16 protein-coding genes, 1 tRNA gene and 1 pseudogene are annotated in these 19,143 nt (G+C 31.6%); 8 read left to right on the top strand and 10 right to left on the bottom strand.

The genetic code is table 11. The annotated features are described in order from the left end of the window. The first annotated feature begins 881 nt into the window (after positions 1-881). The 4 genes and pseudogenes from HPY57_07570 to queE all read left to right on the top strand — a co-directional run bounded on the left by HPY57_07570 (position 882) and on the right by queE (position 6,559). Positions 882-3,780 (top strand): annotated as a pseudogene (locus HPY57_07570) (glycosyl hydrolase). A 14-nt stretch (positions 3,781-3,794) separates the two neighbouring features. After that, complete coding sequence (locus HPY57_07565) at positions 3,795-4,484, top strand: response regulator transcription factor (protein NPV11630.1); 690 nt, start codon at positions 3,795-3,797, stop codon at positions 4,482-4,484. Next, entirely contained in the window at positions 4,477-5,910 is a 1,434-nt protein-coding gene (locus tag HPY57_07560; protein ID NPV11629.1) for a GHKL domain-containing protein, read from the top strand. Before HPY57_07565 ends, HPY57_07560 begins: the two co-directional genes overlap by 8 nt. A gap of 10 nt (positions 5,911-5,920) precedes the next feature. Further along, complete coding sequence (gene queE / locus HPY57_07555; GenBank protein ID NPV11628.1) at positions 5,921-6,559, top strand: 7-carboxy-7-deazaguanine synthase QueE; 639 nt, start codon at positions 5,921-5,923, stop codon at positions 6,557-6,559. A gap of 197 nt (positions 6,560-6,756) precedes the next feature. Here the strand turns inward: queE and HPY57_07550 are convergent, their stop codons facing one another. Continuing rightward, positions 6,757-7,692 carry a DUF4097 family beta strand repeat protein gene (locus tag HPY57_07550; GenBank protein NPV11627.1) on the bottom strand — a complete coding sequence of 312 codons (936 nt, stop codon included), beginning with the start codon at positions 7,690-7,692 and terminating at the stop codon, positions 6,757-6,759. Between the two features lie 209 nt (positions 7,693-7,901). Here HPY57_07550 and HPY57_07545 point away from each other — a divergent pair, with 209 nt between their 5' ends. Both HPY57_07545 and HPY57_07540 read left to right on the top strand, forming a co-directional pair. Continuing rightward, entirely contained in the window at positions 7,902-8,366 is a 465-nt protein-coding gene (locus HPY57_07545) for a YbhB/YbcL family Raf kinase inhibitor-like protein (GenBank protein NPV11626.1), read from the top strand. Positions 8,367-8,443: 77 nt separating this feature from the next. Then, the gene (locus HPY57_07540; GenBank protein ID NPV11625.1) at positions 8,444-9,634 is read left to right on the top strand and encodes an aminopeptidase P family protein; all 1,191 of its coding nucleotides are present in this window, start codon (positions 8,444-8,446) and stop codon (positions 9,632-9,634) included. Here HPY57_07540 and HPY57_07535 read toward each other — a convergent pair. The 9 genes from HPY57_07535 to HPY57_07495 form a co-directional block, all read right to left on the bottom strand. After that, a complete protein-coding gene (locus HPY57_07535) occupies positions 9,629-10,285 on the bottom strand; it encodes a response regulator (protein ID NPV11624.1) in 657 nt (218 codons plus the stop codon). The genes HPY57_07540 and HPY57_07535 overlap by 6 nt on opposite strands. After that, positions 10,282-10,674, bottom strand: coding sequence for a response regulator (locus HPY57_07530; protein NPV11623.1), 393 nt, complete (start codon positions 10,672-10,674; stop codon positions 10,282-10,284). The genes HPY57_07535 and HPY57_07530 overlap by 4 nt, the downstream gene beginning before the upstream one ends. Further along, positions 10,652-11,959, bottom strand: a complete 1,308-nt coding sequence (locus HPY57_07525; protein ID NPV11622.1) for a hypothetical protein — start codon at positions 11,957-11,959, stop codon at positions 10,652-10,654. The genes HPY57_07530 and HPY57_07525 overlap by 23 nt, the downstream gene beginning before the upstream one ends. Beyond that, the gene (locus tag HPY57_07520; GenBank protein ID NPV11621.1) at positions 11,956-12,813 is read right to left on the bottom strand and encodes an HDOD domain-containing protein; all 858 of its coding nucleotides are present in this window, start codon (positions 12,811-12,813) and stop codon (positions 11,956-11,958) included. Before HPY57_07520 ends, HPY57_07525 begins: the two co-directional genes overlap by 4 nt. Before the next feature lie 4 nt (positions 12,814-12,817). Continuing rightward, positions 12,818-13,510, bottom strand: coding sequence for a sigma-70 family RNA polymerase sigma factor (locus HPY57_07515; GenBank protein NPV11620.1), 693 nt, complete (start codon positions 13,508-13,510; stop codon positions 12,818-12,820). Beyond that, positions 13,507-13,731 (bottom strand): hypothetical protein, encoded by a 225-nt coding sequence (locus tag HPY57_07510; GenBank protein ID NPV11619.1) that lies wholly within the window; start codon positions 13,729-13,731, stop codon positions 13,507-13,509. The genes HPY57_07515 and HPY57_07510 overlap by 4 nt, the downstream gene beginning before the upstream one ends. A gap of 182 nt (positions 13,732-13,913) precedes the next feature. Continuing rightward, positions 13,914-14,642: a response regulator gene (locus HPY57_07505; GenBank protein ID NPV11618.1), complete on the bottom strand. Its 729-nt coding sequence runs from the start codon at positions 14,640-14,642 to the stop codon at positions 13,914-13,916. Beyond that, a complete protein-coding gene (locus HPY57_07500; GenBank protein ID NPV11617.1) occupies positions 14,639-16,030 on the bottom strand; it encodes a sigma-54-dependent Fis family transcriptional regulator in 1,392 nt (463 codons plus the stop codon). Before HPY57_07500 ends, HPY57_07505 begins: the two co-directional genes overlap by 4 nt. Positions 16,031-16,033: 3 nt before the next feature. Beyond that, entirely contained in the window at positions 16,034-17,053 is a 1,020-nt protein-coding gene (locus HPY57_07495) for a hypothetical protein (protein ID NPV11616.1), read from the bottom strand. A gap of 477 nt (positions 17,054-17,530) precedes the next feature. Here HPY57_07495 and HPY57_07490 point away from each other — a divergent pair, with 477 nt between their 5' ends. Continuing rightward, positions 17,531-18,847, top strand: a complete 1,317-nt coding sequence (locus HPY57_07490; protein ID NPV11615.1) for a HAMP domain-containing histidine kinase — start codon at positions 17,531-17,533, stop codon at positions 18,845-18,847. A 113-nt stretch (positions 18,848-18,960) separates the two neighbouring features. Further along, positions 18,961-19,035: transfer RNA gene (locus tag HPY57_07485), tRNA-Pro, on the top strand. The last annotated feature ends 108 nt before the right edge of the window (positions 19,036-19,143 follow it).

The following is a 19,143-nucleotide window of genomic DNA, read 5'->3' as shown; positions in this document are numbered from 1 at the left end:
GTTTAAATTAACTATACATTTTCCTTTTTATGTAAAACCTGTTGTGTAAAAAAGAATTTCTGATTTTTGAAATTTTTTTATGAACTTAAAAATATTAAAAAGAGAAAAATAAAAACTCAGTAAACAAGTTCTATAGTACCCCCCCCGTGTATTGCAGGTTTGAGTTTAATAAGAGAATAAAATAGGTAAAGTCTAAAATTATTTTTACAAATAAATACAGCATTTTTTTAGTATTAAGTCCAATAAATTTTAGGAAAATTAGTTTTTATTGTCAAGTGCAGTTTATTACTTTTGTTCAAGCAGCAAGTAATTAAAATTCTTAATAACTAATCTGCACTAAAAATCTTTTCAGATGCTTGATTAATTGATTTCCAAAATTATTAAAGCATGATATAAGTCAAATTATTATAAATTTAGTCTTTTATTAAACAACTGTTTTTGGCAAAAACTGGGCTGTATTGGTTATCAAAAAATTAAATGATTTGAAATCCAACATAGATTTTCAATCTGCTATATTATTGATTATAAATTATTCTAAATTTACACAATCCAACTAAACTAGAAATCCTGAAAGGATGAAATTTTTATAGAATTTTATCAAGTAAGAATGCGGGAAAATCCTAAAGGTATGACATATTTAATAACTTCCAGTTATAAAACTCATTTTTGCAATAACAAAATAATTCTTATCACCAGTCAAAATAAAAACATAAAATTATCATCTAAAATTAATCTGCGATAATTTTAATCTTTCTGATGGGACTAATTTTAATAGTTGAAAACCCGCAGCCAGGTAAAAAAAATTTCTCCAACATAAAAGCAGTCTATAATCTCCCAGTTCTTTAAATTTGTTTAGCCAGAAATAATTTTAAGAGGTTGAAATGCGTTCAGTCCTTTCATTCATATTTGTAATTTTTATAACTCCACTTATTCTTGCCCAGAATAATTTTCCTGAGTTTACTCCAGCTTCAAAAAGATTTGAGGGGTATCAACAAAAGTTAAAACTTTTAGAACTTTCTCCATTTAAAAATATTCAATTTGAAAATATTGGTCCAACTATAATGAGTGGTCGGGCCGTAGATATTGATGTCTCACCCTTAGATCCGACACATTTCTATGTCGCTTATGCTTCTGGAGGTTTGTGGAAAACAACCAACAATGGAATTTCTTTCACACCAATCTTCGATAATCAAATAACAATGACAATCGGCGATATCGCAATTGATTGGAAGCACAACGAGCTAATATGGGTTGGAACCGGCGAAAATAACTCAAGCCGTTCATCTTATTCAGGATTTGGAATTTTTAAAAGCACAGACGGCGGTAAAACTTTTCAACATAAAGGACTTTCTGAATCGCATCACATAGGAAGAATAATTATTCACCCAGACAATCCAGATATAATCTGGGTCGCCTCAATGGGTCATCTCTACTCAGCTAATGATGAACGAGGCGTTTTCAAATCAACAGATGGCGGTGAAACATGGAAAAAAGTTCTCTACATCGATGAAAATACTGGCTGTATTGATTTAGAAATCAATCAATCAAATCCAGATATTTTGTACGCAGCAATGTGGTATCGCACCAGAAAAGCCTGGAACTTTGAAGAAGCTGGCTCAACTTCAGGAATTTATAAAAGCACAGATGGCGGTGAAACCTGGTTTTTAATTTCCACAAAAGAAAGTGGCTTTCCAACTGGTGATGGAGTTGGCAGAATCGGCCTTTCAATTTTTCAAAAAAATCCTGAAATCATTTATGCAATCTTAGATAATCAATTTGAAAGACCAAAAAAGGAAACTAAAGAAAAAAAACTAACCAAAGATGATTTACGAAAAATTACAAAAGAAGAATTTCTTAAACTCGATAAAAAGTTAATCCTATCCTACTTAAAAGAATATAACTTCCCTAAAAAATATTCCGTTGATACAATTTTATTTTTAGTAAAGACTAATAAGATTACACCTCAAACTTTAGTAGAATACGTTGAAGATGCTAATGCACAACTCTTCGAAAAAAATGTAATTGGTGCCGAAGTCTATAAATCAACTGATGGAGGGAAGAGCTGGACTAAAACTCACAAAGATTTTATTGACGATTTCTACTATTCATATGGTTATTATTTTGGTCAAATTCGTGTTTCCCCTTATGATGAAAACAAAATTTTCATTTTAGGTGTACCTATTCTAATTTCAACAGACGGAGGCAGATCGTTCAAGTCAATCAATAAAGAAAATGTTCATGTTGATCATCACGCCATTTACATAAATCCTCTTCGAAAAGGACACATAATTATTGCAAATGACGGAGGTATCAATATTTCTTATGATGATGGTGAAACTTACTTCAAAGCAAATACACCACCTGTTGGGCAGTTTTACTCAATCGAAATTGATTTTGAAAAACCTTACAATGTATATGGCGGGTTGCAGGATAACGGTGTATGGTATGGTCCGAGCAATTATAAATTCAGTTATGAATGGTATGAAACAGGACGATATCCTTATCAAAATTTATTAGGCGGTGATGGTATGCAGGTGGAAGTTGATACAAGGGATAACAAAACGATATATACTGGTTATCAGTTCGGAAATTATTTCAGAATTGACCGAATAACTGGTAAACGAGTACCAATCAAACCCAGACATGAACTTGGAGAACGACCGCTGAGATTTAACTGGAATACACCAATTCTTCTTTCAAAACATAATCAGGATATTCTCTACTTTGGCGCAAATCGACTTTATCGCTCACTCAATAAAGGTGAAAGTTTTGAACCAATCTCACCCGATTTAACAAAAGGAGGGAAATTAGGCGATGTACCTTACGGAACATTAACGACTATTTCAGAATCACCTTTAAAGTTTGGATTAATTTATACTGGAAGTGATGACGGCTTGATTTATGTAACTAAAGATGGAGGGAATAATTGGGAAAGAATTTCTGACCAACTTCCTCAAAATTTCTGGGTAAGTAGAGTCGTTGCCTCGAAATATGATACAGCAACCGTTTATGTATCTTTAAATGGTTATAGATGGGACAACTTTGAGCCATTACTTTTCAAATCAACTGACTATGGTAAAAGCTGGATACAGATAGGTAAAAACCTTCCTTATGAGCCAATCAATGTAGTAGCAGAAGATCCAGTGAACCAAAATCTAATTTATGTTGGAACAGATCACGGCACCTACGCATCGCTCGATGGAGGAAATAATTTTTATCCCATCTCGAATAATCTCCCTTTTGCCCCTGTTCATGATCTGGTTATCCATCCAAGAGATAAAGAATTAATCATTGCAACGCACGGAAGATCAATCTACAAAGCCGATGTTAAACATTTGCAGCAATTAACTCAGGATGTATTAGCAAAATCAATTTATCTGTTCGAAATAGAAAAAATTTGGTTTAATAAAAACTGGGGGAATAAAACTTATACCTGGAGTGATTACATTAAACCACAAGTAAAGATTCCTTTCTACTCAAATCAGAATAGAGATGTTGAGTTAAAGATAACCTCAGAAAATGGTGTGCCGGTCTTTTCTAAAAAACTGAAGGCTGATTATGGATTAAATTATTTTTCATATAATCTAACAACAGACTCAACATCTCTCTTAAAAGTCTTTTCAGGTAAAAAATATCAGAATAAATCTGATGAATACCTTACAAAAAAAATCTGATGGGAATTTTTACTTAGCTCCTGGCAAATACACGGTGGAGATTTTCGATGGTAAAGAAAAAGTTTCTGTAATTTTAGAAATTGCAGAAAGAAAAGAGGATGAATAAGAAGGTAATTGTCTATGTTAAAAAACAAGACTATTCTGGTCTGTGATGATGAACGAGATATTGTCGATGTTCTTGTTTATAATCTTTCAAAAGAGGGATATAAAGTTATTCCTGCCTATAATGGTAAGGAAGCTCTGGAAAAAATAAATTCAGATGTTGATCTGGTTTTACTCGATATAATGATGCCTTACATGGATGGGCTTGAAGTGTGTCGAAATTTGAAACAAAATCCAGAAACACAAAATATCTCAATTATATTTCTGACTGCTCGTGATTCAGAAATTGATGAAGTTAAAGGACTTGAAATTGGAGGAGATGATTACATTGCTAAACCAATCAGCATAAAAAAGCTCCTTGCTCGAATTAATTCAGTTCTGCGAAGAAAAGAACTGGCAACCTCACCTGAAAAATTGAACTTGGGAGAAATTAAACTTGATCTCGATAACTATCAGGTAGAAATAGAAAATCAGAAAATATCATTTCCACGAAAAGAATTTGAAACTCTTGTTTATCTTGCAAAAAATCGTGGAAAAATTGTGAGAAGAGAACAGCTCCTTGAAAATGTTTGGGGTGATGATGTGGTTGTGACTCATCGCACAATTGATGTTCATATCAGAAAAATTCGTGAAAAACTTGGTAAGTATGCTGATTTAATTGAAACCATAAAAGGTGTCGGATACAGATTCAGGAAAGAAGATGTTTAAAACATTGAATTCAAAATTAATATTTGGTTTCGTCGTTATTGAAACTATTATTGTCATTCTGCTCTTAGTAAGCTTTAATTACATTGTTGTTAATCAGCTTAAGTACCAATTAATCGACGAAATTAAAAAGGAAGTCAATATCATCGAATTTGGCTTGACCGATCTTGATCGAGCAAATTTCTCCAATCACTTAAATAGACTGGACAAATTATCTTCACAACTCAAAGCAAGAATAATTCTTTATGATAAGCAGAAAAATATTTTATTTGATTTCACATCTGGATTTGAAAAACCTTCTGGTGATTATCGCATTCTTGAACTGGCTGAGTCGGGAAACTACAAAGTCGAGATTAGAAAATTTCGAGGCAATCCTCAGAAGTATATTTATCTCACAAAAAAAGTAAACATCAATCTCAGACCATACGGAGTTCGAGAAGTCGGGTTTATAACAATAGTTACAGATCTTTCAAGCATTGACCATTTCTCATCAGATATTAGTTCCAAAATTATCATCTCTGCTTTACTTATATTCATCGCAGGAATTTTCTTAATCAGAAGTTTCACAAACAAGATAGTTCAACCGATTACTCAAATCATCAATTCATTAAGAGAATATTCAGCAACGGGTGTTCCCCAAAAAATTGAAATCACAGGAAGCGAGGAATTTAAGTTCTTAACTGAATCGATAAACAAACTAATAGAAAAAATCGAGGCTGATTTTAATGAATTAAAGAAATTGGAAAGGTATCGATCAGAATTTCTTGGGAATGTTTCACATGAACTCAGAACTCCAATTTTCGCTATCCAGTCATATTTGGAAACTTTGATCGATGGTGGTCTCAACGATCCCGAGATTAATATAAAGTATTTAAAGAAAGCTTATGAAAATCTTGAGCGGCTGAATCGTCTATTAAATGATTTAATAGATATCTCACAAATTGAATCAAAACAACTTCGGTTCAGTTTCCGATATTTCAACATCAACGATTTAATACAAAGAGTGGTTGATAATCTGAAGATTCTGGCTGAACAAAAAGAAATCACCATCGAATTCCAACCGGACGATAACCTCAAAGAGATGGTTTGGGGAGATAAGGAAAGACTATATCAAGTTTTTGAAAATCTAATTGAGAATGCAATTCGTCATAATCCACCGAAAACTAAAGTGAAGATTTATTATCAAAAACAGAATTCTACTCTAAGAATTTTTGTTGAAGATAATGGAAACGGAATTCCCGAGGAAGACCTGCCAAGAATTTTTGAAAGATTTTATCGGGTGGATAAAGAAAGATCAAGAGAATCTGGCGGAACAGGTCTTGGACTTGCAATTGTAAAACACGTAATTGAAGCACATGAGAGTAAAATCTTTGTCGAAAGTAAACTTAATCAAGGAACGAAATTTTATTTTGATTTAAAAATTGCTTGAAAGTGAAGTTATGTTAAAAGTCAATGAAATATTTTACAGCATCCAGGGTGAATCAACTTATGCAGGACTTCCATGCGTGTTTATCAGATTAACTTACTGCAACTTACGTTGTTCATATTGCGATACCGAATATTCCTTTTATGAAGGAACAGATATGACAATCGATGAGATTCTTGCTGAAATTAGAAAATACAATTGCAATCTAGTCGAGGTCACTGGCGGTGAACCTCTTGTCCAGAAAGAATCTCTCGACTTAATGCAGAGACTCTGTGATGAAGGATACAAAGTTCTGCTTGAAACAAGCGGAAGCCTTTCAATTGAAAATGTGGATAAAAGAGTTACTATCATAATGGATTTGAAAACCCCATCATCAAAGATGATGAAGAAAAATCTTTACTCGAATATTGACTTCTTAAAACAGGAAGACGAAGTAAAATTTGTAATTGGAAATCGTGAAGATTATGAATGGGCAAAAGAAATTATTGAAAAGTATGACTTAAAAAACAAATGCAAAATCTTGATGGGTTGTGTCTTTGGCGAACTATCAAATCTTGAACTTGCAACATGGATTCTTGAAGATCACCTTCCTGTAAGATTTCAAATTCAACTTCATAAATACATCTGGGAACCTGAGAAAAGAGGTGTGTAAATTTAAAATAAACTAATCAGTACTGTGTTTTGTAATTAAATCATCTCTTCAGCCACATATTAATTTGTTAAAAATGTGAGCTTATTGATTTGAAGTACTTATTATGCGTCACTTGTATCTTATCAAAAGTTTTTCGAGTTCAAGAATGGAAGTCTGATGTGAGAAAAATTATTTAATTCTAAAAAATTTCAACAAGCTCAGTTGCTTCTCTTTAATATCTTGATATCACCACCAGTTGTTTTACATTCAATTCTTGGTTCCGATTTACCAAACTCAGCTTCAAGTTTTGATGAGCTTTTTGAAAAAATATTCGTCATATGAAAATCATAAGAAACATCACCACCAATTGTAGATAAACTGAAGTAACCCTGAAAATCATTGTCAAGCGTTACTCGAATATCGCCGCCAACTGTCGAAGCTTTAACTCTTTTTTCTTTACCGTATAAATCAATAATGATATCACCTCCTGTTGTTTTTGCGCTAACCGAACCATTCCTAACTTTAATTCTGATATCTCCTCCTGTTGTTGTACAGTTTACATCTCCTTCTATTTCCTCCAGACGGATATCACCACCAGTTGTAATTGCATTAACCTTACCATTTATGTTTTTGAGAACAATGTCCCCGCCGCTTGTAGTTGCATTAAGATCACCAGAAATACTCTCTAATTTAATATCTCCTCCGGAAGTTTTTAGCTTTGCATCCCCGGTAAGATTTTTTACAAGGATATCCCCACCACTTGTAAGAACATTCAAATTATATTTTTTAGGAACAGTCAATTCATAATCAACATAAACTTTGCCAAAGAAAAAACTCCAGATAGATGAAATTCTTTTAACTTTTATTTTAATTCCTGATAAAGTTTCATAATATAAAAGATCAAGTTTATCGAGTGCGTCTGGGTCACCAAATATTCTTAATCTAACTTCTTGCTTATCCCAGGTATAAATTCTTACATCACCTGATGAACCTTCAAAGATCAATGATTTGCCTTCAGTCGTTTTGAAAGTCTTATTAAATATAACATCACTCATTAAATAAAGATTAATCAGATCAGGATTAGAAGCTTTTAATCCGGAGAAATTTCCAAATACGAGAAGAGAGGTCATTAGTAATCTGATTAATGTTTTCATTTTTTCAACTCATTTTTTGAATTTAATACGACTTTCACTTTGTAAAGTTACAACATCGATAAACAAGTTTTCAAAATTTTTTATAATTTTAATTAGAGAGTGAAGGGGAAAAGATGATAAATAAATATTTACTTCTTCTTATTTGCTCTTCATTATTAGCAATTCAATTAACTGAAATAAAATCTCAAACTAAAATGGGGATAAATAAAATGAGCATTTTTATTGAATCACCAGCATTTAAACATGGTGATTTTATCCCATCTAAGTATACCTGTGATGGAGAAGATATTTCACCAGCACTGAAATGGACAAATGTTCCTGAGGGGACCAAATCACTTGCATTAATTTGCGACGATCCTGATGCACCAATTGGTGATTGGGTTCATTGGGTTTTGTATAACATTCCACCTGAAACGAAAGAATTAAAAGAGAATATTCCTCCAGACAAAATTTTGAAAGATGGTTCAATACATGGATTGAATGACTGGAAAAGATATGGTTACGGTGGACCTTGTCCTCCGTCTGGTGTTCACAGATATTTTTTCAAACTTTATGCACTCGATACCAAATTAAACCTTGCTCCAGGTGCAACTAAAAAACAATTGCTTGAGGCAATGAAAGGTCACATCATTGCTCAAGGCGAACTGATGGGTAAATATCAAAGAAAAAGATAATCAATTTTAATTCACTGGATTGAATAAAATTCTCTTTTATTAATTTGCTATAAATTTTTTCAAATTAAGGAGCTTCTATGCAATCACTTTATAAAGAAAAAATTCAGCAAGCTATCCAGATTTTGAAAGAATTAAACATTGATATGTGGCTAACCTATGTTCGTGAAACTGAGACAATCAGAGACCCGTCACTCGATTTAATTCTTGGGACTAATTGCACCTGGCAATCTGCTTTTATAATTACAAAGAATGGTGAGACAATCGCCATTGTCGGAAGTCTTGATGTTGCCAATATTAAATCCAAAAATCTTTTCGACGAAGTCATCGGTTATGTACAGGGCATCAAGGATGATTTACTGAAAGTTCTTGTAAAGCTTAATCCGCAAAAAATTGCAATTAACTTTTCAAAAAGCAGTAACCTTGCTGATGGACTAACTCATGGAATGTATCTGGATTTAAATGAGAAACTTAATGGAACGCAATTTATTGATCGATTAATTTCATCAGAAGAAATTATCTCACTCCTGCGCGGCAGAAAGTCAGCAACTGAAATTGAATTAATGAAAAAAGCAATCAAAATTACCCTTGAAATTTTTGATCTTACCGGGAAAGTCATCAAACCTGGTGTCTCTGAAAAAGAAATCGCTGAATTTATTTTAAATGAAGTAAAGAAACGAGGACTTGAAACCGCTTGGGATGAAGAATATTGCCCTTCTGTTTTCACTGGTCCAGATACGGCAGGTGCTCACGCAGGTCCGACTGATAGATTGGTTCAAAAAGGTCATGTGCTCAATATTGATTTCGGAGTTAAATACAATGGTTATTGTTCGGATCTTCAAAGAACCTGGTATATTTTGAGAGATAACGAAAATGATGCTCCTCCCGAAGTTAAAAAAGGTTTTCAAGTTATTGTCGATTCAATTCAAAAGGCAGCGGAATTTATGAAACCAGGTTCAATTGCTTACGAAGTTGATGCAGTTGCACGAAATCACATTATTGAAAATGGATATGAAGAATATCCACATGCTCTGGGACATCAAGTAGGAAGAAAAGCTCATGATGGCGGTGTAATACTTGCTCCAAGATGGGAACGATACGGCGATATTCCTTACAAAAAAATTGGAATTGATGAAGTTTACACTCTCGAACCAAGATTGACAATCCCAAACTATGGAATTGCAACAGTTGAAGAAGAAGTTGTTGTAAGAGAAAATGGAGTTGAATTTTTATCAGAACCGCAACGAGAAATTTATCTCATAAGATCATAGTTTGAGCATTTTAAGATTATCGAGATAGGTAACTAACTTTGGATCTTTAAGCATCATTAACTTTTGAGTTATTTCCTGCATCCGCTGCACTGATTGTTGAATCAACTTAATATCATCATCAATTTCTTTAAAATTTTTATCCTGAATATTTTTCTTTAACGATACAAGTGCCAGATTTACAGCGCTAAGCGGATTATTCATTTGATGCCCAAGTGTTGCTGCCATTTCGAGTAAAGCTTTTTCGTGTTCAAGTTGTCTGATTTCTTGTTGTAGATCATAAATTCTTAGACCGCTTCTTATTCTGGCAAGCAATTCTTCGTTTTCAACTGGTTTAGTAATGTAATCATCGGCGCCCGTATCAAGCCCAATTACTTTTTCCTGAGTTGAGGTCTTTGCTGTGATCATTATAAAATAAATGTGTTTTAAATCTGGGTTAGTTTTTATTCTTTGACATAGCTCGGCACCATCCATTTCAGGCATATTCCAATCAGCAAGGATAATTTCAGGTTTGAAAGTTGTCATTGTATTAAGGGCATCAATCCCGTTTTCGGCAGTGCGTACAGTAAAATTATTAACAACAAGAAGACGCTCGAGTAAATATCTGGTATGCTCTTCGTCTTCAACGATTAATATTTGTCTTTTATCCTTCACCTCAGATATCCTTTAATAAGATTAATAAATTCTTGATAATTTATAATTGGTTTTTTTATACATTGTTCCGCTCTACTCTCTCTTAAGATACGGCTTATATCATCATCGCCTGCATAAGCCGTTACGATAATAACAGGAATATGTTTTAATTGTTCATCCTCTTTTATCATCCGAGAAAGAACAATTCCGTCAATTTTTTTTCTTTCATAATAAGTATTATCCAAACTGACATCCATTACAACCAGATCAACTGACCCATTTTTTAATTCTTCAAATATTTTTTCGAAATTGTCTGTAACAACTGTTTCGAAATTTCCAAGTCGTTTCAAAATTAAATCGAAAAGCTCAACATTAAATGGGTCATCTTCAACTATCAAAATCTTTGACATAACTGAAAGTATTTTGCTTAAATTGACTTGATCTCTTAGGAATTGAAATTATAATCTCAAAGTATTCATTACCAGAATTTGTAATTACTGAGCATGAATTCTGTTCGAATAAATTTTTAATTCGAGCAAATTTAACATTAGATTTTTCGTCTAACAAACACTTAACATTTTCTTTAATTCCATCAATCAACGGGAAGTTTAATTTAATTCTTAATTTATTCTCATCCTCTTCATTATCAATATATAATTCCTCTATACCAATCGATGACAATTCAAAAAGAATCAGCAAAAAAGCCTGAAATAATTTTTGAGTATATCCAAAGAATTTCGAGCGAGATATTTTTGATGCAAAATTAATTTTCAGATTTTTTGAATTTCCAGTTATCTCATAAATATTTTTTAAATCATCTACAAAACGATCGAATTCAAAATAAACTGGCTTACTATTACTAATTAATGTTTTAGAGAAATCGGAAATCAACTTTATGCTGCGGGCAAATTCAGGTATTTCTTTGCTGAGAATTCCGAAAATTTTTTCTATCCTTTCGTCATTAATCTCATTCATTAGCTTGGTTAAAAGATTGAACGAACTAACAATTATCTGCGTTTTATTTTTTAAACTATGAAAAGACTTCAGACAAATTTTCCCAGCTGTTGAATAACTTAATTCTTCATGAATATTCTTCTCAACTAGTGAAAGTTTTGACATCAATTTTTTATTCTCATTATCAATAAGTCTATTTAAAAGATAGCCCCCTGCAAGATTAAATTGCACTTCAATTATAGGGAAGATTGAATTAAAAATCTCAGATTTTGAGCCCAACACGAGTAAACAAAAGATTATAAAAGCATTTTCCGAAAAAACGACTGGAATTATTAGTAATTTTTTTGAATTACTCTCATCAGATTGTTCTTCATAGTCAATCAATAATGATCTTTTTTCATTCAACGAAAGTTGAATTAATCCTCCATCAAGTAAATATTTTTGAATTTGAAGATCAAAATTTTCATTTGCTTCAAGTAATTTTTCATCCTTAATTTTTGAAAAAATAGAATACCCTTCAATTTTTATAACTTTATTTATAACAGATAATAATTTTTGAATAAAACTTTCATAATTAGGATTTGATTTTATCAACTCAAGAATACCGTTTGAAAGCTCAGCAAAGATATTATAATTGTCTCTAACGTTATTGGAGTAAGAATTAGATCTTCCATTATAATTCAAATTATAATTATTAACCTCACGAGACTCTAATTCTATTTTATAAGCTGTTTGGTTCATCTCGTTAGATCTTCTAAAATTTTTACTGATTTTATTAGTTCTGAAACATTATTAATTACATCATACAGGTAACTTAAATCAGGGATATTTAATATTTCGACAACACTTTCATCAAGCTGTTCATCTTCAGAACTTAAAAGGAATTGTGGAGCTTCTTTTGTTGCTATAAAATCGGCAATATGAACAATTGCAGATAGTTTCTTGTTTATTAAACTTTCTTTTGGTGAATGGTGATTTTGAATAACATCGATTAGATTTTCAGGGAAATTCCATTTTGATGCAACCATTCCACCAACTTCACAATGTGTCTTACCCAAAATTAATTTTTCAGCTTTGGTCTGACTTATTCTTCTATAAAATTTTAACTCACTGATTAACTTGAATTCTTTATTCATATATCTATGAATGATTGGTATTCCAATATCATGCAAGAGACCAGCAATAAACGCTTCACTCTTTACTGGATAATTAAAATCATTGGCAAGAAGTTGAGATACATAACCACACAAATAAGAATGTTGATTAAATTCCTCCGCCAAAAAGTATCTATCACCTTTTTCATAGGTTGAATTGAATACAGTAAAACCAACGACAAGATCTTTAATCGTTTTGATACCAAGAATAGAAATTGCCATTTCAATCGTAGAAATTTTTCTCGACAAACCATAAATCGGTGAATTTGCAATTGCAAGAATATGGGCAACCAGCGACTGATCTCTATTAATTATCTCTGCCAGTTTAGTTGGATTGAGATGATCATCATTAAGAACATTTAATCCCAAATATGATCTATCAACAGGTATATATTCAATTGTATTTACCAGTTCACCTATTATTTTGCTATTAACATTCATCTGATCACCTCAAGATTTTCTTTAATTTCTTTCTTAGTCGATTGATAACTTCGGTATGCAGTTGAGAGACTCTGGAAACAGAGATATTCATTAAATCAGCAATCTCCTGATAATTCATCTCTTCAAAGTAATAAAGCGTAATGACAAGTTTTTGCCTTTCTGGGAGTCTATTTAATTCTTGAAGAATGATCTCCTTAATATTTTCCTTTTCAACAATATCTATGGGAGTTTCCTGATCGCCCGGCAGTAAATCCAGAATTGTATCCTCTTCTTCACCAACTTGCTGTGAAAGTGAAAGCTTCTGATATTCTCTCAAATAATCTGTGAGTGTCAATTCGCATTGATCATTTTCTCTTCGTCTTGCGTTTTCTTCATCCAGTTCTCTTTTCACATTTTCTTTATAAGATCTTGGAATAAAATCCAATTTTCTTAATTCATCTAAAATCATTCCTCTAATTCTTGGAATTGCATAAGTTTCGAACTTCACACCATAATTAGGGTCAAATCTCTCAATCGCTTCATTCAAACCCAGAATCCCAAATTGATAGAAGTCTTGATCATTTAATAGATGAGCTCCTTTCAAATCCGTTCGATGAATTACATAATAAACCAATCGGAGATATTGCTTTATCAAGGCTTCTTTTAAACGAGACGATTTAGATTTCTTATATTCTTTCCAGAGCATAGCTGTAGTCATGACATCCTCCTCAAAAAATTTGAATTAACTAATTTTGCTTCCTCTTTATTTTTACCTCCCCAAATTCGAACAATTAAAATCAAAACAATCAGGAGAATGATAGAACTTGTAACTAACCAATCAACCTCTTTAAGAATTGCATTAAAAAAAATGAATGAAATAATAAGTGAAATCATCTGCGACTTAATTAGCTCCTGATTGTTTTTTGACTTTAATTCCATTTCGAAATCCTTTTTTTGCTAATTAATCCAAACGAAATGCCAATCAGATTGAAAAAATATCGTCGCTCTAAGTAGTTTAATTACAATAAGTTAGAAGAAAAGGGGGAAAATAGAAGTCGAAATTTAAAATAAAAATGTGGCTAATTTTAGCCACTTGAGGAATATTGATAAACTTCGGTGGTCTAAATAAGTCTCAAGGTTAGATAAAAATAATAATGAGATTTAATTAGATATACTTCAAAATTGAAAGATTTGTCCTGGAGCACAATCTCAGTAAACTTAAAAGAATAAGATTTTTCAGTGGCCTCGATTTCAGATTTCAGTTGGTTAAAAATTACCTCAAAATATTTTTTCCATTCCGATTGCAAATTTTCAATCTTTGTGGTTGACTGAAATTTTTCTTTATTACCCAGGATTTCAAGACATTCATTTGAAAAATTAATTTTTAATACAACTAAATCTGTAAGGTTGTTTAAGATAAATTTGAGTGAATTAAGATCATCTTCGAATTGTTTGACTGATTCATTCAATATCACATTATTTAATTTAGCGATTAAATTTGAGTAACTTCTATCTTTAACAATAAAATCAGTTGCACCAGAACTGGTTATGTCTTGATCAATTTCATCTTTTTCGAGAGTAGTAATCAAAAATGCATAAACATTTTTATCCACTTTTCTTAATTCCTTAATATGTTCAATACCATTTTTTTCTGGTAAACGATAATCAATTATCACCACATCTATTTTTTGTGATTTTAAGAAACTCTCCCATTCAGGGACACGTGTTAAGGCAATACATTTTACATTTTGAAAATTTTTTTGAAGTACAAGTCGAATTAAACCAAGTTCAAGAGGATTGTCGTCTATTATAAGAACCGTCAAATCTGGATTTTTGGTTAATGAATTCATTTTACCTGTTTTTTAACCTCAATTTTAAGTTGTTCCATTCTGTAACGAAGTTTTGATCTTGAAATACCAAGTATTTTAGCGGCTTGAATTTGATTACCATCAGTAATTTCAAGTGTTTGGATAATTAAATCTCTAACAACTTGATCCATCTTAATTCCTTGCTTCGGGATTTTCAAAATATATTCATCGTCGATAATCTTTTGTATGGATTTATCTTTTTCAATAAAATTTAAATGTTCAGGTTTAAGTTCATCTCCACTGATTAAAAGAACGGCTCTTTCGATTGTATTTCGAAGTTCACGAACATTTCCGGGCCATGAATAATTCAACATCATGTCTAAAGCTTCAGGAGAAATCTTTTTGATTTGTTTATTGAACGTCTTATTAAATTCATCAACAAAGTTCATTGCTAAAAATGGTATATCTTCTTTTCTTTCTCTTAAAGGAGGAACATAGATAGTTGCTACATTCAATCTATAATATAGATCTTCCCGAAAAGTTTTTTCGCTCACAGCTTGCCGCAAATCTTTGTTTGTTGCTGCTATTATTCTGACATTAACACTAATTTCTTTTGTTCCACCGAGACGGAAGAATTTCTTTTCTTGAAGTACTCTTAGAAGTTTTACTTGAAGTTCAAGGCTCAATTCTCCAATTTCATCAAGCAGAATTGTTCCACCATCAGCAATTTCAAATTTTCCAATTCGAGTTTTTTCACTTGCTCCAGTGTAAGCACCCTTTTCACTTCCAAATAATTCACTCTCAGCTAATTCTTTTGGAATTGCACCGCAATTAATGGCAACAAAAGGTCCTTCTCTTCGACTTGAAATATTATGTATGTATCGAGCTATCATTTCTTTACCAACGCCGCTCTCTCCTTCAATTAAAATTGTTGTGCCTTCACTTATTGCAATTTTTTCAACGGCATCAAGTGTTGATTTAATTGCACGACTTTGTCCGAACATTTCTCTTGTAATATCACCTTCTTTGGTAATTAACTTTAATCTTTGAACCTCTTTTTGAAGAGCGACATGCTTAAGGGTTTTATTTATGATTAGCTCTAATTGATCAACATTTATAGGTTTAAGTATAAAATCAATTGCCCCCATTTTTATTGCATTCACAGCTGTCTGAACATCAGCAAATCCAGTTATCATAACAACGGGCAAATCGGGATTTATAAGAAAAATTTTCTTTAAAACTTCCATTCCATTCAGGTCACCCAAAAAAATATCAAGCAGAACCATATCAGGATTTTCTTTTTCAACTTTTTCAATGCCCAATTTTCCACTCGATGCAATTTCAATTTCATAACCACTTTGAGCCAATGCTCTTTTAAGCGATGAGGTCACCAATTCATCATCATCGATTATTAAAATTTTTTGTTTCATACCTTAATCTCCAAAATCTATTCTGATTACAAAAGTAAGTTTATTCTCAGTAAAATAATTTTGAATAGACATTTTTAGTAATCTTTCAATTTTAATACGAAAATAGTTAACGAACGCATATTCTAAAATGCTTCGAGGGAAAAAAGGATTATAAATTTGATAGCGCAGAGTTTTGTCAAAATTCGAACAATTAATACTAAAATTTATCGATAAATTTTTCTTGTAATTTTTTGTTGATATTTCAATTGACGTAATTTCTTTTGTCGAAAGTAAAACAATATCAATTAAATTATTAATAATTTTTCTTAGAGCTATTGGATTAATTTTAACCATTGGAAGTGTGTAGTCGGGGAAATATTTCAGTTCATTGATCTTAGTCTTAAAATCATTTTCCCTCTCCCTTAAGATTCTCTGTAGGAATATATTAATGTCCTCAAATTGCAATGGTATCTTATTAATAAACATGAAGTTTTGAAAGCTTAGAAATTCATCTTCAAAATCTTTTATAATCTTTTCAAATTTAATTAGTAATTCTGGATCAAAACCTGATCTTTTTGATAATGCATTTCTCAAAGCCTCTGAATAAACAAGCATAGAATTTATGTAATGAGACGAATCATTCATCAATCGTTGAACAAGTTCAATCTGTTCCTGAGCTGTTTTATCTGAATGAATTAAGATATGATAATCCATCAGTTCTTTAAGAAGGAAATCCAATTCTTTGATGTTAATAATATCCTGCAAAGCTTCGAGCAATCTGGTTGGGATTGAAAAATTCTTATCACAAATTAAAACTTTCCTTTTGACAAACTCAGGAAGCTGGAAAATTTCATCTATAAATTTGTCATTTACACTCTCCTGATAAAAAATAAAATAATCGCAAATCTCCCGAACCTCTGATAAGTTCTTAAATTTTTTAATCTCACAAGGATAATTTTTTAATATTTCTTCAATCGTTTCAGTAATAAAGATATTCTGATCCAGTATCGCAACTTTAATTAATAGATTATCTTGGTTCTTCATTTAATTGTTCAATTACTTTTAAGTTAAAAGTAGGTGTTTTTGTGAAGTATTACAAATTTTTAGAATATCTGGTTGAAATCATAAAAAACTTCGATAAAAAAACGCTAATTATCGAAGTGGGATTTAAATAAAATTTAATTAGTTAGAGGGAATTTTGAACAAATCGGATATTATTTTCTCCACGGTGGTTAATTGAATTGCTTCCGTGTGGTAAAATCCTGTCTCAATTCTCGACAAAACAATTTCTTTAATTGTGTTTTTATCTTTTGAGATCTTTTTTGCAGGTAAAAATGATTTTTCTAACTGAGGATCAAAAGATTTCTGCTTCAATTCTTACATTCTTTCACTTTTTCTGTAATTTAATCACACCGATATTATCGGTAATGGGTCACTTCACTTTAAAATAGTTTTTTTGAAAAATTACAGGACATAATTCGATAATGTTACTGAAATGAATCTATTTTGTCGGAGATATATGTGAGCTGGAATTTATATTCGTTAGTAATAATTTTCACGATTTTAATTCATCTTTCTAATGCAATAGTTGCAATAATTCTTTCAAAAGAAACTGAATATAAGAGTGGATTTTATTTCATTATTGTTGCCCTAATTGGAATTTCCATCTTCCAATTATATGACTTCATTAATGCTGAACCACTTCTGGATGGGTTCTATCTACTTTCACCTTTTGAATTGATTTCACTTATCGGAACTATCATTCTATTCTTTACATTGTTTGTATTTCTACTTACAAAAAAATACGAAAGAAAAATTCCACAAAAAGTCAATTCTTATTTTTATTCTCCTTCTTATAAGAACACAAATTATCAATCAAAAGCTTCAGTTGAATACAAAGAGCCTGAGAAAAAAGCATCAGAAATTAAACCGATCACTCATCAAACTAATAAAATTAGTGAAGCACCCAGAGAGCAAAAAAAGAGTTTTAGTGAAACAGAAACTATCTTAAAGTCTCAAAGTTCACAGTCTCATCTTAAAGAGGTTCCAACAAATGGTAAGGCTGTAATTGCAAAATTTATAACAAGAGAACAACCACAAAACGAAACGGATAAAGTTAAAGCTGAACTTGAAAAAATAAAATTTCAACGGGACAAATTAGTTTCTATCATCTCTCACGATTTGAGAACACCCTTGAATAGTGTTTTTGGTTATTGTCAGCTTCTAAAAGATGGTCAGTATAAAAACAAAAAAGAAGTAAAACAATTTGCTGAAAATATTTTCGAACTTTCCAAACAACAATTAAATGCATTAAACAGAATTATTGAATGGACAAAATATGAGTCACCTTCATTTGCATTAAATCCGACTGATTTTGATGTATCTTCGACAATAAATTTTGTTGTAAAAACTATGTCAAAAATTGCGGAAGCAAAAAATGTTAAAATATTAGTTAACTCTAAGCCTGAAACTTATGTTTATGGCGATGAATTTATGATAATTGAAGTACTAAAAAATATTTTGGATAATGCAATAAAATTTTCACATCCCGGCGGCACTATTGAAATACACACGCACTATCATGAAAAAATTAATAAACTGGTTGTCCTTGTAGTGGATTCTGGAATTGGAATTGACAGAGATATCTTGATGAACTTGCTTGTTTCTACTAAAAAATTTACTACCCGAGGTACAAAAGGTGAAAAAGGACTTGGACTTGGTCTTCTTATTGTTAAAGCAATTATTGATAAACACGGTGAACATTTCTGGATTGCAAGCGAAGAAGGAAAATGGACAAGAGTTTATTTCACTCTTAAGCCTTCCGAAATTGAAAATTAAAATCTGATTTTATCCTTTTTAATTTTATATCATTCAAATAATTTTTCAAAAGAATAATTTTATATTTGTAATGAGATTTACAATAAAAATCAGTTCATTTATTTGATGAAAAACGGGGCGTGGCTCAGCCCGGTTAGAGCGCCTGGTTCGGGACCAGGAGGTCGCCGGTTCGAATCCGGCCGCCCCGACACTCTTAAAAAAGCCATCATTTCTAAACCGAACTATCATAAAATTCCAACTTTATCAATGTAGTCATTAAACGATTCTTTTCTTTTAAATTGAAAAACCTTCATCAT

Source organism: Ignavibacteria bacterium, assembly GCA_013177855.1.
In the GTDB taxonomy this organism is placed as follows: Bacteria; Bacteroidota; Ignavibacteria; order Ch128b; family Ch128b; genus Ch128b.
Note: the sequence above shows the minus strand (reverse complement) of the source record. Positions and strands in the feature narration are given on the sequence as shown.

Bases quoted from the DNA above. Each gene is read 5' to 3' on its own strand.
- HPY57_07565 (NPV11630.1), top strand. From the start codon at position 3,795: ATGTTAAAAAACAAGACTATTCTGGTCTGTGATGATGAACGAGATATT.
- HPY57_07560 (NPV11629.1), top strand. From the start codon at position 4,477: ATGTTTAAAACATTGAATTCAAAATTAATATTTGGTTTCGTCGTTATT.
- queE (NPV11628.1), top strand. From the start codon at position 5,921: ATGTTAAAAGTCAATGAAATATTTTACAGCATCCAGGGTGAATCAACT.
- HPY57_07550 (NPV11627.1), bottom strand. From the start codon at position 7,692: ATGAAAACATTAATCAGATTACTAATGACCTCTCTTCTCGTATTTGGA.
- HPY57_07545 (NPV11626.1), top strand. From the start codon at position 7,902: ATGAGCATTTTTATTGAATCACCAGCATTTAAACATGGTGATTTTATC.
- HPY57_07540 (NPV11625.1), top strand. From the start codon at position 8,444: ATGCAATCACTTTATAAAGAAAAAATTCAGCAAGCTATCCAGATTTTG.
- HPY57_07530 (NPV11623.1), bottom strand. From the start codon at position 10,674: ATGTCAAAGATTTTGATAGTTGAAGATGACCCATTTAATGTTGAGCTT.
- HPY57_07525 (NPV11622.1), bottom strand. From the start codon at position 11,959: ATGAACCAAACAGCTTATAAAATAGAATTAGAGTCTCGTGAGGTTAAT.
- HPY57_07520 (NPV11621.1), bottom strand. From the start codon at position 12,813: ATGAATGTTAATAGCAAAATAATAGGTGAACTGGTAAATACAATTGAA.
- HPY57_07515 (NPV11620.1), bottom strand. From the start codon at position 13,510: ATGACTACAGCTATGCTCTGGAAAGAATATAAGAAATCTAAATCGTCT.
- HPY57_07510 (NPV11619.1), bottom strand. From the start codon at position 13,731: ATGGAATTAAAGTCAAAAAACAATCAGGAGCTAATTAAGTCGCAGATG.
- HPY57_07505 (NPV11618.1), bottom strand. From the start codon at position 14,642: ATGAATTCATTAACCAAAAATCCAGATTTGACGGTTCTTATAATAGAC.
- HPY57_07500 (NPV11617.1), bottom strand. From the start codon at position 16,030: ATGAAACAAAAAATTTTAATAATCGATGATGATGAATTGGTGACCTCA.
- HPY57_07495 (NPV11616.1), bottom strand. From the start codon at position 17,053: ATGAAGAACCAAGATAATCTATTAATTAAAGTTGCGATACTGGATCAG.